Here is a 13,688-nt window from a genome sequence, read left to right as displayed (position 1 = left end):
AAAAGCCCAGGAACCGTCGACGCCCGGGCAAGTCTCTACCCTCCAAACACACCACCCCATGGGAGCGGGGCGTGCCCGCGAACGCGTCAGCCGCAACACCGATGATCGCCCCCCTGCCCCCGATTACCGAGAGCGCCATCAGTGTCGAGCACGCGCCACCAAGAGCGACCCGTCTGGCAAGATCTGTGGGTTTCTTGTCATTGCTGCCGAAGCAGGCACAGGCCACACTCCAGGCCACTCCCACCGAACCCGCGAGACGACATGGACGCTCCCCGCACGATCGCCTGCCTGATCTACCCGGACGCGATGAGCCTGGACGTCACCGGGCCGCTGCAGGTATTCGCCTCGGCCAACGTCGAACGCGCCCGCCAGGGATTGTCCGAGCCCTATCGCCTGATGGTGCTGGGCGAGCGGCCCGAGCCGGTCGCCACCTCCTGCGGCGTGCGCCTGTGCGTCGACGCACTCTGGCAGCACACCGATCCGGCCACGCTGGACACCCTGCTGGTACCCGGCGGGCGTGGGGTCGACGAGGCTCGCGGCAATGCCGCGCTGCTCGCCTGGCTGGCGTCTGCCGAACCCAGCGTCAGGCGGCTCGGCTCGGTCTGTTCGGGCGCCTTGGTGCTGGCGGAGGCCGGGCTGCTCGACCAGCGCAAGGCGACGACGCACTGGGCCGACCTGCAAACGCTCCAAGATGACTATCCCGCAGTCACCGTCGACCCGGACGTCCTGCACACCTACGACCCGAACGACCCGCAGGCCCGGCATTTGTTTACCTCGGCCGGGGTCACGGCGGGCATCGATCTGGCACTGGCGCTGGTCGAGGCGGACCTGGGCCGCGCCCTGGCTCTGGCGGTCGCGCGCCGCCTGGTGATGTTCCTGCGTCGCCCGGGCGGCCAGGCGCAGTTCAGCGCCCTGCTTGCCCCCGCGGGCAGCGAGTTGCCGAGGCTATCGGCCCTGCTCGACTGGATACCGGCCCACCTGTGCGAAGACCTGTCGATCGAAGCCCTGGCACGCCAGGCGCACATGTCGCCCCGCACGCTCTGCCGTCTGTTCGCCGCCGAACTGGGCACCGGCCCGGGGCGCTACGTCGAGCGGGTGCGCCTGGAGGCCGCACGCCACCTCGTGCTCGGCGGCCAGACGTCGATCGCCACGGTCGCCAGGCTCACCGGCTTCGGCCATCCCGAGAACCTGCGGCGCAGCTTCCACAAGCACCTGTCGGTGAGCCCTCAGGAATACGCCGCCCGCTTCGCCTGACCCGGAGATGCCATGCTCGAGCCACGCCCCACTGCAAAGCCTGTGATCGCCCTCTCCGCCCCGAGGCGCGGGGGGGCCATACCCGTTCGAATGCACCTGCGGCCGCTGCGACAGCGAACCCTGCCCCAGCCGACCCGCCAGACAGCCCGAGGCAACGCACCATGAATCCGCTGCATAACCCCGCGCTTGGCCGCCTGTTCATCGCCCAGGCGTTGTTCTGGACCAGCGCGATGACCGGCATCACCCTGACGGCGCTGATCGGGCTGCAGCTGGCGCCGAGCAATGCGCTCGCCACCTTGCCGATGGCGCTGCTGGTGATCGGCACCCTGCTGGCGGTCCGCCCCCTTTCGCGACTGATGCAGCGCCACGGCCGACGCAACGGTTTCCTGCTGGGGGCCATGGCCGGTATCGCCGGTGGGCTCATCAGTGCCTGGGGCGTCTGGCTGGGCGACTTCACGCTCCTCTGCCTGGGCGCGCTGCCGCTCGGGCTGTACCAGGCCTCGGCGAATTACTACCGCTTCGCCGCCCTGGAAACGGTCGACGATGCCCACAAGGGCCGCGCCACCGCCTGGGTGATCGGCGGCGGACTCTGCGCGGCGCTGATCGCCCCCACGCTCGGCGAGCTTTCGCGCAACGCCCTGGCCGTGCCGTTCACCGGCGCCTATGTGCTGATCGCCGGGCTTGCCGTGCTCGCCCTGCTGATCCTGGCCGGGCTGAGGACCCCGCCGGCGCCGGTTGCCGCCGCCTCGGCGACCGTATCTGCCCGTACGCTGCTGGCGCGACCTGTCGTGCGCATGGCCATTCTCACCACCGCCGTCGGGCATGGCCTGATGATCCTGGTGATGAACGCGACGCCCCTGGCCATGAGCTTCTGCGGCCTGGGCATCGGGGACAGCACGCGGGTCATCCAGTGGCACCTGGTCGGCATGTTCCTGCCGGCCTTCGTCGCAGGCCCGCTGGTCGATCGGCTCGGCAGCCGCCGCGTCGGGCTGATCGGCGCGCTGGCCCTGCTGGCCAGTGCGGCGGTTGCGCTGGCCAGCCAGCAGCTGTCGGGTTTTTTGGTCAGCTCCTGCCTGCTGGGGATCGGCTGGAACCTGATGCTGGTGGCCGGCACCACCCTGCTCGGCAGCGGCCATGGGAGCCCTGAACGGGCGAGCGCTCAAGGTCTGATGGAGCTCTGCAACGGCGGCGTCGCGGCGACGATGTCCCTGGCCTCGGGAGCGCTCATCGTCGGCATCGGCTGGAGTGCGGTCAACGTCGGCATGACGCTGCTGGCAGGCATCACGCTGGTGGCCCTGCTGCTGCGGCGCGAGCCGGCCGCTAGCCAGGCTCGTATAACGTGACCCGATTGCGGCCGCCGGTCTTGGAGGCGTAGAGCGCCTGATCGGCCCATTCGATCAGCTGCGCATAGCCCGTGGTGGGCTGGCTCAGGTCGGCGATGCCGAGGCTGATGGTGAAACGGATCTCGGTGCCGTCGTGCACCACGCAGAGCGCCTCGATACAGGCCCGCATGCGCTCGGCGAAGATCAACGCGCCCTTCTTGTCGGTATCGGGCAGCAGCACCACGAACTCCTCGCCCCCGTAGCGCCCGGCCAGGTCCGAATCGCGGATGTTCTCGCGGACGCACTCGGCCACCCTTCGGATCACCTGATCCCCGGCCGGATGGCCGTGGGTGTCGTTGATGCGCTTGAAATGGTCGATGTCGAAGATCACCAGCGACGCCCGCGAGTCGTAGCGACGGTGGCGTGCGTACTCCACGCGGAGCATCTCTTCCCAGTGGCCACGGTTGTACAGCCCCGTCAGCCGGTCGGTGCTCGAAAGGCGCTGCAACTGCTCATTGGCGGCCTGCAGCTGACGCCGGTTCACCGCCACGTCCGTCACGTCGTAGATCACCACGCAGATGTGCTCGATGCTGCCGTCGAGCCCGCGCAGGGGCATCATCGTGATGTTCTGGTACATGAATTCTTCCAGCCCCGTGATCGGCTGGTAGTTCTTGAAGCGCACCAGATAGGGGCGCTGCTCCCAGGTGGAAAAGGCCGGCGTGCCGAGCGTCGCCACGCTCTCGAACTTGTGCCTGAACCAGGCGGCATCCACTTCGGGAAACACCTCGAAGAACAGCTGGCGTCGCGCCACCGCCGGCAGGATGCCCGAGCGGTTTTCCATGAAGGTGTTCCAGACTTCGATCCGGTAATCGCGGTCGAGCACCACGACGCCGACATCGATGCTCTGGATGATCGCCAGCAGCGAGTGCAACTCGTCGAGTTGGATGTGGGCCATGATCAGTCCATGAGGTAGGCGAGTTTGCGCGACAGCAGCGCCACCGAATCCTCGGTGAACAACAGCAGCAGGTCGAAGTGAATGTCATGCCCTTCCAGGCTGTAGCTGATTTCCACGGCCAGGGTTTTCTTCCAGCGCTGCCGGTTGACGCGAATCAGCTCGTCGATGGCGGCGTGCTGGCCGAGCACCTGCGGATGGCCCTGGGAGAACACCACGTCGACCTGCTCGGCGATGCCCGACAGGCAGGCGCTGATCAGCAGGCTGGACAGATCGAGCAGCATCTCCATGTCGCGGTAGTCGCGCAGGCCCATCAGGCGCGCCATGTCCGACACTTCGGAGTCGTGGAAGATCAGCAGCGCCTCGCCGGCGATGCCGCCACCGATGTAGCCCTGGCACACCGCGGTGAGCTTCTCGCCCTGTGCGGCGTCGGAGAGCGCCATGTGCAGCTCGCTCACCTCGAGGATGTTGACGTTCGGCACCGGCAGCTGGATGAACACGCCCAGCACCCGTGCCAGCAGCGCCGCCGCGCGTCCCATGGCGACGTTGACGACCTCGCGGAACGCATCGCGAAAGCTGACCCGGAAATTCTCCAGCGACGCCGGCACACCGGCTCCGCCCATCGCGGATTCGCCAAGCAGCCCCAGTTTCTCGAGGGTCTGCTGCAACTCCTCGGCGGCAACCGGCTTCTTCAGGAACGCCAGCGCCCCGAGGCTCAACACCCGGCGCACGGCCTCGGCCTGGACGTCGCCTGAAATCACCACGACCTTGCAGCTGTGCCCTTCGTCGCGCAGGCACTGCAGCACCTCGTAGCCATCCATTTCCGGCATGGTCAGGTCGAGCAACACGAGCTGGATGTCCCCCTCCCGGATGCGCGCCAGCGCCTCCCGGCCGTCGGCGGCCTGGCTGACGCGCACCGGCCACCCCTCCGGCAGGGCGCGCAGCAGTTGCTTTTGCGCCATGGAGGAATCGTCGCAGATCAGCAGGGAAATGGCGGACATCAGCTCAGTTCTCGTTACACCGGTTCGGCCCTGGCATGCAGGACAATCGCCACTGGCGGCCTGTCCTGCACAGAATGATGCCATTTTGACACCAATCGAGCGTATCGGAATGAGAGGTCTGGCCGGATTCCAGACGAACGAACGGGGCGGCGGTGGCAACCGTCGCCCCGTTCACAGAAGGGTTCGTCAGTAGTAGGCGTTTTCGCGATTGGTGTGGTCGGTCACGTCACGCACGCCCTTGAGTTCGGGAATCCGCTCGAGCAGGGTCTTCTCGATCCCCTCCTTGAGGGTGACGTCCGCCTGGCCGCAGCCCTGGCAACCGCCACCGAACTGCAATACCGCGACGCCTTCTTCGACCACGTCGACGAGGGTCACCTGGCCGCCGTGGCTGGCGAGCCCAGGGTTGATCTCGGTTTGCAGGTAATAGTTGATGCGCTCGTTGAGCGGGCTGTCCTCGTTGACCATCGGCACCTTGGCGTTCGGTGCCTTGATGGTCAGCTGGCCGCCCATGCGGTCGGTGGCGTAGTCGACCACCGCATCTTCGAGGAAGGGTTCGCTGACGTTGTCGATCCAGGCGGTGAAGCTTTTCAGTGCCAGCGCGGTGTCTTCGGGCTTTTCTTCGCCCGGCTTGCAATAGGCGATGCAGGTTTCCGCGTAGGGAGTGCCCGGCTGGGTGATGAAGATCCGGATGCCGATGCCGGTGGTGTTCTGCTTCGAGAGCAACTCGGCGAGATAATCGTGTGCCGCTTCAGTGATGGTAATCGCGCTCATGTCCAGTCCTCGCAAAGATGCCGCCAGTGTACGTCAATCGAGCCGGACAGATAAAGTCCTAGCATTTTGGTCGGGTAAGAAGCCGCACGCTCGGCGCGTTCCGAGGGGCCGCAATACGGCGGATGCACGGCCGTCGAGCAACATGAGCGCTATTCATGGCAATCCTCGCCAGGCCCTGTCTGCGGCTCAGTTTGCTATGATCGCCGCCCTTCGATCCGCTCTTCCCAGGTAGTATGCAATGTCCGACCGCAGCCTTCGCCTTCAGGCCCTCCAGCAAGCGCTGAGCCAGCGCATCCTGATTCTCGACGGCGGCATGGGCACCATGATCCAGAGCTACCGGCTGGAAGAGTCCGACTACCGCGGCGAGCGCTTCGCCGACTGGCCGCAGGACGTCAAGGGCAACAACGACCTGCTGATCCTCAGCCGCCCGGACGTGATCGGCGCCATCGAGAAAGCCTACCTGGATGCCGGCGCGGACATCCTGGAAACCAACACCTTCAACGCCACCCGCGTGTCCCAGGCCGACTACGGCATGGAGGAGCTGGTCTACGAGCTGAACGTCGAAGGCGCCCGCCTCGCCCGCCAGGTGGCCGACGCCAAAACCGACGAGACCCCCGACCGGCCGCGCTTCGTCGCCGGCGTGCTCGGCCCGACCAGCCGCACCTGCTCCATTTCCCCGGACGTGAACAATCCCGGCTACCGCAACGTCACCTTCGACGAGCTGGTGGAGAACTACACCGAGGCCACCCGCGGCCTGATCGAAGGCGGCGCGGACCTGATCCTGATCGAGACGATCTTCGACACCCTCAACGCCAAGGCGGCGATCTTCGCCGTGCAGGAAGTCTTCGAGCAGCTCGGCGTCGAACTGCCGATCATGATCTCCGGCACCATCACCGATGCCTCCGGCCGCACCCTCTCCGGTCAGACCACCGAAGCGTTCTGGAACTCGGTGCGCCACGCCAATCCGATCTCGGTGGGCCTCAACTGCGCCCTTGGCGCCAAAGACCTGCGCCCCTACCTCGAAGAACTGGCCAACAAGGCCGAGACCCACGTCTCCGCCCACCCCAACGCCGGCCTGCCCAACGCCTTCGGCGAATACGACGAGACGCCGGCGGAAATGGCCGCCGTGGTCGAGGAATTCGCCGCATCGGGTTTCCTGAACATCGTCGGCGGCTGCTGCGGCACCACGCCCGCTCACATCCAGGCCATCGCCGAAGCGGTCGCCAAGTACCCGCCCCGCGCGATCCCGGACATCCCCAGGGCCTGCCGCCTGTCGGGCCTGGAGCCGTTCACCATCGACCGCAACTCGCTGTTCGTGAACGTCGGCGAGCGGACCAACATCACCGGCAGCGCCAAGTTCGCCCGGCTGATCCGTGAAGAGAACTACAGCGAAGCCCTCGAAGTCGCCCTGCAGCAGGTGGAAGCCGGCGCCCAGGTGATCGACATAAACATGGACGAGGGCATGCTGGATTCGAAGAAGGCCATGGTGACCTTCCTCAACCTGATCGCCGGCGAACCGGACATCTCGCGCGTGCCGATCATGATCGACTCCTCCAAGTGGGAGGTGATCGAGGCCGGCCTCAAGTGCATCCAGGGCAAGGGCATCGTCAACTCGATCTCCATGAAGGAAGGCGTCGAAGCCTTCAAGCACCACGCCCGCCTGTGCAAGCGCTACGGCGCCGCCGTGGTGGTGATGGCCTTCGACGAAACCGGCCAGGCCGACACCCAGGCGCGCAAGGAAGAAATCTGCCAGCGCTCCTACGACATCCTGGTCAACGAGGTCGGCTTCCCGCCCGAAGACATCATCTTCGACCCCAACATCTTCGCCGTCGCCACCGGCATCGAGGAGCACAACAACTACGCGGTCGACTTCATCAACGCCTGCGCCTACATCCGCGACCACCTGCCCTACGCCCTGAGTTCGGGCGGCGTGTCCAACGTGTCCTTCTCGTTCCGCGGCAACAACCCGGTACGTGAGGCGATCCACTCGGTATTCCTCTATTACGCGATCAAGAACGGCCTGACGATGGGCATCGTCAACGCCGGGCAGCTCGATATCTACGACGAGATCCCCAAGCAGCTGCGCGACGCCGTCGAAGACGTGGTGCTCAACCGCACGCCCAACGGCACCGAGGCGCTGCTCGCCATCGCCGACCAGTACAAGGGCGACGGCAGCGTCAAGGAAGCCGAGACCGAAGAGTGGCGATCGCTGCCGGTGGACAAGCGCCTCGAACACGCGCTGGTCAAGGGCATCACCGCCTTCATCGTCGAGGACACCGAAGAGTGCCGCCAGCAGTGCGCGCGCCCCATCGAGGTGATCGAGGGGCCCTTGATGGCCGGGATGAACGTGGTCGGCGACCTGTTCGGCTCGGGCAAGATGTTCCTGCCCCAGGTGGTGAAATCAGCCCGCGTCATGAAACAGGCCGTGGCGCACCTGATCCCCTTCATCGAAGCGGAAAAAGGCGACAAGCCCGAAGCCAAGGGCAAGATTCTCATGGCCACGGTCAAGGGCGACGTCCACGACATCGGCAAGAACATCGTCGGCGTGGTGCTCGGCTGCAACGGCTACGACGTCGTCGACATGGGCGTGATGGTGCCCGCCGAAAAGATCCTGCAGACCGCGATCGCCGAGAAGTGCGACATCATCGGACTTTCGGGCCTGATCACCCCCTCGCTGGACGAGATGGTCCATGTCGCCAAGGAGATGCAGCGCCAGGGCTTTACCCTGCCCCTGATGATCGGCGGCGCCACCACCTCCAAGGCCCATACGGCGGTGAAGATCGACCCGCACTACAAGAACGACGCGGTGGTGTACGTCACCGACGCCTCCCGCGCGGTGGGCGTGGCGACGACGTTGCTCTCCAAGGAGCTCAAGCCGGCATTCGTCACCAAGACCCGCGAAGAGTACGCCGTGATCCGCGAGCGCACCGCCAACCGTGGCGCCCGCACCGAGCGCATGAGCTACGCCCAGGCGATCGCCGCCAAGCCGAAGTTCGACTGGGCCGCCTACGAGCCCGTCAGGCCGAGCTTCACCGGGCGCAAAGTACTCGACGACATCGACCTGAACGTGCTCGCCGAGTACATCGACTGGACGCCCTTCTTCATCTCCTGGGACCTGGCCGGCAAATACCCGCGCATCCTCACCGACGAGGTGGTGGGAGAAGCGGCCACCGCCCTGTTCGCCGACGCGCAGGCGATGCTCAAGAAGCTGATCGACGAGAAGCTGATCCGCGCACGCGCCGTGTTCGGCTTCTGGCCGGCCAACCAGGTCGACGATGACGACATCGAAGTCTATGCCGACGACGGCCAGCCCCTGGCCCGCCTGCACCACCTTCGCCAGCAGACCATCAAGCCCGATGGCAAGCCCAACTTCTCACTGGCCGACTTCGTCGCGCCAAAGGACAGCGGCGTCACCGACTACGTGGGTGGTTTCATCACCACTGCCGGCATCGGCGCCGAAGAAGTGGCCAAGGCCTACCAGGACAAGGGCGACGACTACAACTCGATCATGGTCAAGGCGCTGGCCGACCGCCTCGCCGAGGCCTGCGCCGAATGGCTGCACGCCGAGGTGCGCAAGCATCACTGGGGCTACGCGCCGGACGAGCAGCTGAGCAACGAGGAACTGATCAAGGAACAGTACAAGGGCATCCGCCCGGCGCCGGGTTACCCCGCCTGCCCCGACCATACGGAAAAAGGCACCCTGTTCGAGCTGCTCGATGCGGACGGCATCAGCCAGGTCACGCTCACCGAACACTACGCCATGTTCCCCACCGCCGCGGTGAGTGGCTGGTACTTCGCCCATCCCCAGGCGCAGTACTTCGCCGTCGGCAAGATCGACAAAGACCAGGCCGAACGCTACACCGCCCGCAAAGGCCAGGACCTCACCGTGACCGAACGCTGGCTGGCGCCTAACCTGGGTTACGACACCTGACGCCCCGCCGCCTGGCCAACCGACAACCCCCGGCCAGGCGGTGCGGCCTCAGGGGTAGTCCCTCTTCAGCACGCCCCGCCGCCCTGTGAGTTCACCATGACGACACCGACTCCGTACCTGTTGGACCAGCTCGAAACCGCCAGCATGCTCGTCATCGACGGCCTGCATGCCTCGGCCTTCACCCTCGATGACGCACTGCTCGACGAAGCCGACGCCGCCGCGGAAGAAAACCGTGCCTTCGAAAGCGAGGCGATCGTACTCACGATCGAAGCCATCGACGGCCGGGAACGCAAACGTTGGCAGTTCAGCTACAACAGCGTGATGGAGGCCGAGCACCAGGCCTCTGACAACAGCTGGCTGCTCGAAGGCCACCGCCTCGTCTGCCTCGACGCTTTCGAAGCAGACGCGGACGACGAATAAGTCAGTTGTAAGGGGTGGTCACATCCGATCGAGCGGGCTCAACACCGCCAGGCCGCCCCGGTTGAGTACATGGGTGTAGATCATCGTCGTTTTAACGTCCGCATGCCCTAGCAGCTCCTGCAGCGTGCGAATGCCCTGGCCGCTCTCGAGCAGATGGGTAGCGAAGCTGTGCCGTAACCTGTGAGGCGTAGCCAGCTTCACGATGTTCGCGGCTCGAACGGCGCGCTTGAATGCGCGCTGCAGACGCTGCTCGTTGAAATGGTGCCGCCTGACGGCGCCGCTGCGGGGGTCAGTAGAGAGGTCGGCGGCTGGAAAAACGTACTGCCAGCCCCATTCCCACGGTGCTTTAGGGTATTTGCGCGCCAGCGCGTCGGGAAGATGGACGTCGCCACGCCCTCGCTCAATCTCGGCCTGATGCTGCCGCCGCACCTGAACTAGCTGCAATTCCAAGTGCCCCACCAGCCGAGCCGGCAATACAGTCCTTGATCCTTCTGCCCCTTCCCGTCCCGTATCGTGATTTCCCGCTTTTCGAAATCAATGTCCTTGACCCTTAACCGAACCGCCTCCATCAGGCGCATGCCCGTCCCGTACAGGAGGCTCGCGACCAACCACGGATCGCCGTCAAGGTTTTCAAGGACCCGCTGGACTTCATCGATGGTGAGCACGACAGGCAAACGGGTGGGCTTCTTGGCTCGCACCACCTCCCCCAGCCAAGGCAAGTCTTGACCAAGTACTTTCTTATAGAGGAACAAAAACGCTGCAAGCGCTTGGTTCTGGGTCGAGGCTGAAACATCCTTATCGACCACGAGGTGCGACAAAAAACTTTCGACCTCACCTGCGTCCATTTCGAGAGGTGTCGATACTTATGGAACCGGATGAACCGCTTGACCCTACTCGCAATAGACACGCTCAGTCCGTATCGAGTAGTGTTTCAGGCGAATCTGCTCACGTACTTGATCCAACAATCTTGGCCTCCCTGCCATGACGTATAACTCCCTTATACCGTCAACGCTCCTCTGGAGCGCCTACCCTAGGGGCGTGCACAGAAAATGGCACGGGTGTTATCCGTCAGACGTGTCCGGCGTGTTATGCGTCAGGTGACGTCTAATTATAGTTAGGTATCACATGCTCAGTCGCTACCCTGACCAAGCCCGCTCCCGTAAAGGTTATGCATTAACCGGAGTGTTGTTTTTAACATTTGGTTCGGTTATGGCCCTTATCGGTTCAGTGGCAGGGGCTCTGATCGGCTTTATCTTGGGCTGTACTTTATTTCTACCTGCACTGCTATTTAGTCATTCTCGATTCGAAAAATACGAAAGAATCTCTTCATGGGTAGCCAGCTTAGGTAACCTGTGAAACCTAACTAGTGTATATGGACTCTCCCCACAAGCGGTGAGGAACAGCTTTTTGATTCTGTCGTCAGCGCGGTTGCATTCGTATATCCGGCCTTTACTGGGCACTGCCCTGGCCATTCTGTAGTTCGCGCAGCAGGGGCCAAGCGTTCAAGCGATCACAAAGATCATCATTGTTATCGGCCTTGCTCTGCTGCAGGACTCGCCTGTTCCGACAGTCTCGCTTCTCACCACAACCACTAGAAACTCACTTCATTGTTGACCCCGCCGTTAGGCGGGCTTTGTGCTGTGCCAGTTACCGCTGAACCGCCGCTCATGGCACCACACCGCCCAGCAGATCCGTACCAGCTTGTTCGCCAGCGCCACGGCGGCTTTGTTGTGGCCGATGCGGTCGGCTGTGTCCAAGGCCCAACGCTGTAGTCGAGTCAGCCTTTCAGGTGTTCGCGCCTGCAGCGTTTGGCTGCCAACAGCGCGGCTCGCGCGCCATGGATGAACAAGGTGCGGACGTAGACGTTGCCTTTGCAACTGATCCGTCCAAGCCTGCGACGCTCGCCACTACTGTATTCGTTCGGCGTCATGCCCAGCCAGGCGCTCAGGTGTCGGCCACTGGCGAAGCGCTCGGGTTTGCCGACTGCGGTTTTCAACGCACTGGCTGTCAGCAGGCCGATGCCACTTACTTCATCCAGCTTGTGCACGACTTCATCGTCGGCGTGCCAGCGGGCCAGTTGCTCTTCGCACTCGCGCATCGACTGCTCATATAAGTTGATCTCGGCAAGTACCACTTGCAGCGCACCGCGCAGTGGCTGCACTTCGGGTCGCTCGATCAGCTCGCATGCTTGGCGCAGAAAGGACTGGATGCCGCTCGGAGCTTCAATCCCTGCTTCACGCAGGATGCCGCGTAGCAGGTTAATGCGCTGCACACGGGACTTCTTCCAGCCCTCGCGCAGCTTGTGAAGTTGTTGCACTTGCTGCTGTTGCACGCTTTTTACTGGAACCTGGCGGATCCCTTGGCAGCGCGCCGCTTCCAGGATGGCGTCGCAGTCGTTGCGATCGGTCTTGTTACGGCGGCGGTACGGGCGCGCATAGCGAGGGTGCAACAAGACCACGTGATGGCCTCGCTCAAGCATCAACCGGCCCCAATGGTGAGCCGTGCCACAGGCTTCCATCACCCACTCGACAGGCTCGATCTGCTCCTGTACATATCGCGCAAATGCTCCGGAATCGAGCCGCCTGCGCCAATCCACCCGGCCGACCTGGACACTCTCGGCAACCTGGTAAACGGACTTGGCCAAATCAACCGCTATGCGTTTCATCGCACCTCTCCCAGCGAACAGTCACCACGGTGTTATAGAAGAAACGTGGTGTGGGGAGAGTCCATTACAGCACTCAAATCGTTCGCTTCGCTCACTGGGACAGGCTGAAGCCTGCCCCTTAGCTTAATCGTTAGAAGTAACCTACCTCTTAAAAAAAGGTGAAAATTGAAGTATTTTGATTTTAAGTCTTTAGTAGCTGCTTTCGCCATTGGCTGCCTTGTACCTTTCGCAATTATGCTACTAACAATCACTGCCCTTAACTACTCCAAAAATACTAGCTTGTACGTTGCCGCCTCAACAATCATGACAGCTGTTTACTTTATATACATCCCCACCATTACTAGCTATATAGCAGCGAAAAAATCCAAACAACTTCCTTACTATCATGGCTTAACTGCAACTGGAATTATTGCCATGGCAACCTACGCTCTCAGCGAACCTGCCCAGGCGTGGATTGGTATTGCTCATTTTTTATCAGTAGTTATTCTAGGCCTTATCGGTACTAAAATAGCGGCACTGCGCAGGCAGCCTCATGAACCCTAACTAGTGGTTCAAACCGTTCGCTGCGCTCACTGGGACGGGCTAAAGCCCGCCCCTTAACCAAACGTTGGACTGCGAGAAAGGAGCAGATGTGACTGAAGTGGCTACCCTTGTATCGTCCACAGCTGAGAAAGGTTGGGGCATGTATTTCGACGCGAAGGTCGGAGGTGTTGAGCATCGCTTCAGTATCTCCGGTACTACTTTGGCCTCACCGGTATTGCACCGAAGCAGTCGCATGTTTCCCGAAATATTCGATAGCAATTTGCCGCTAATACTGCGCGCGGCAGCAATGCTGGTGCAGTCGGGCCGGTTGGAAACCAAGATAGATATAGGTGGAACTGAGATACATGTCAGCCACCTTGAAGAAGCCCAAAGGCACGCTCGATGCTGAGCGCGGTCCAACTAGGCGCTCCACGCGACGGCTTCGCCGCGCGTGAGCTTCGGCGTTAGGCCGCAGAAAAAATGACATCACCGCACATTGAAGTGCAACGCCGTGCGACGGCAGCGTTGCTTAAGTTTTGCGATGACCATGGCTACAAAGCCTCGTCACTGAGCCATGTTCGGGATTGCCTAGCTGCGCTCGAGAAACGCAACAGTGTTGCCGCACTTGACCATTTCACGCTGTTCCTCTCGGCGGCAACGGCTGCTTCAATGATTGGTGGCCGCCCGCAGTGTTTCCGCATGAGAACGGTGAGTATGTTTGGGCGGTCTTCGAAGCGTTGACAAGCCATTGGTCTCTAATGATGCGGCTAGGGACCGAGCAACAGTTCACCACTGCGCGCTAACTATTCATTCAAGCCGAACCCGCTTCGCGGGTCGGCTTAATTCAGGC

The 13,688-nt window shown here is 62.8% G+C and carries 10 protein-coding genes and 2 pseudogenes; 7 read left to right on the top strand and 5 right to left on the bottom strand.

The genetic code is table 11. From position 1 onward, the window contains the following. The first annotated feature begins 261 nt into the window (after positions 1–261). Together DN824_RS21870 and DN824_RS21865 are read left to right on the top strand one after the other, a co-directional pair. Entirely contained in the window at positions 262–1,254 is a 993-nt protein-coding gene (locus tag DN824_RS21870) for a GlxA family transcriptional regulator (protein ID WP_138410429.1), read from the top strand. 161 nt (positions 1,255–1,415) lie between these two features. Further along, a complete protein-coding gene (locus DN824_RS21865) occupies positions 1,416–2,597 on the top strand; it encodes an MFS transporter (RefSeq protein WP_138410428.1) in 1,182 nt (393 codons plus the stop codon). Here DN824_RS21865 and DN824_RS21860 read toward each other — a convergent pair. The 3 genes from DN824_RS21860 to nfuA all read right to left on the bottom strand — a co-directional run bounded on the left by DN824_RS21860 (position 2,575) and on the right by nfuA (position 5,300). Continuing rightward, a complete protein-coding gene (locus DN824_RS21860; protein WP_138410427.1) occupies positions 2,575–3,531 on the bottom strand; it encodes a GGDEF domain-containing protein in 957 nt (318 codons plus the stop codon). The two genes, DN824_RS21865 and DN824_RS21860, sit on opposite strands and share 23 nt — an antisense overlap. Before the next feature lie 2 nt (positions 3,532–3,533). Next, the gene (locus DN824_RS21855) at positions 3,534–4,529 is read right to left on the bottom strand and encodes a response regulator (protein WP_138410426.1); all 996 of its coding nucleotides are present in this window, start codon (positions 4,527–4,529) and stop codon (positions 3,534–3,536) included. 186 nt (positions 4,530–4,715) lie between these two features. Continuing rightward, the gene (nfuA, locus tag DN824_RS21850; RefSeq protein WP_138410425.1) at positions 4,716–5,300 is read right to left on the bottom strand and encodes a Fe-S biogenesis protein NfuA; all 585 of its coding nucleotides are present in this window, start codon (positions 5,298–5,300) and stop codon (positions 4,716–4,718) included. Positions 5,301–5,538: 238 nt separating this feature from the next. Here nfuA and metH point away from each other — a divergent pair, with 238 nt between their 5' ends. Both metH and DN824_RS21840 read left to right on the top strand, forming a co-directional pair. Further along, complete coding sequence (metH, locus tag DN824_RS21845) at positions 5,539–9,231, top strand: methionine synthase (RefSeq protein ID WP_138410424.1); 3,693 nt, start codon at positions 5,539–5,541, stop codon at positions 9,229–9,231. 96 nt (positions 9,232–9,327) lie between these two features. Next, positions 9,328–9,651 (top strand): DUF5629 family protein, encoded by a 324-nt coding sequence (locus tag DN824_RS21840; RefSeq protein WP_138410423.1) that lies wholly within the window; start codon positions 9,328–9,330, stop codon positions 9,649–9,651. Between the two features lie 18 nt (positions 9,652–9,669). On the opposite strand, the pseudogene DN824_RS22840 reads toward DN824_RS21840, so the two are convergent. Beyond that, positions 9,670–10,634, bottom strand: a pseudogene (locus DN824_RS22840) (integron integrase). A 142-nt stretch (positions 10,635–10,776) separates the two neighbouring features. Here DN824_RS22840 and DN824_RS22525 point away from each other — a divergent pair. Continuing rightward, entirely contained in the window at positions 10,777–11,007 is a 231-nt protein-coding gene (locus tag DN824_RS22525; RefSeq protein WP_158295405.1) for a hypothetical protein, read from the top strand. A 266-nt stretch (positions 11,008–11,273) separates the two neighbouring features. Here the strand turns inward: DN824_RS22525 and DN824_RS21825 are convergent. After that, positions 11,274–12,316 (bottom strand): annotated as a pseudogene (locus DN824_RS21825) (IS110 family RNA-guided transposase). A gap of 165 nt (positions 12,317–12,481) precedes the next feature. Here DN824_RS21825 and DN824_RS21820 point away from each other — a divergent pair. Together DN824_RS21820 and DN824_RS21815 are read left to right on the top strand one after the other, a co-directional pair. Then, entirely contained in the window at positions 12,482–12,859 is a 378-nt protein-coding gene (locus tag DN824_RS21820; RefSeq protein ID WP_138410420.1) for a hypothetical protein, read from the top strand. Positions 12,860–12,947: 88 nt separating this feature from the next. Next, on the top strand, positions 12,948–13,247 hold the full coding sequence (locus DN824_RS21815) for a hypothetical protein (protein ID WP_138410419.1): 300 nt from the start codon (positions 12,948–12,950) through the stop codon (positions 13,245–13,247). Positions 13,248–13,688: the final 441 nt, after the last annotated feature.

The organism is Stutzerimonas nosocomialis, from assembly GCF_005876855.1.
Lineage (GTDB): Bacteria > Pseudomonadota > Gammaproteobacteria > Pseudomonadales > Pseudomonadaceae > Stutzerimonas > Stutzerimonas nosocomialis.
Note: the sequence above shows the minus strand (reverse complement) of the source record. Positions and strands in the feature narration are given on the sequence as shown.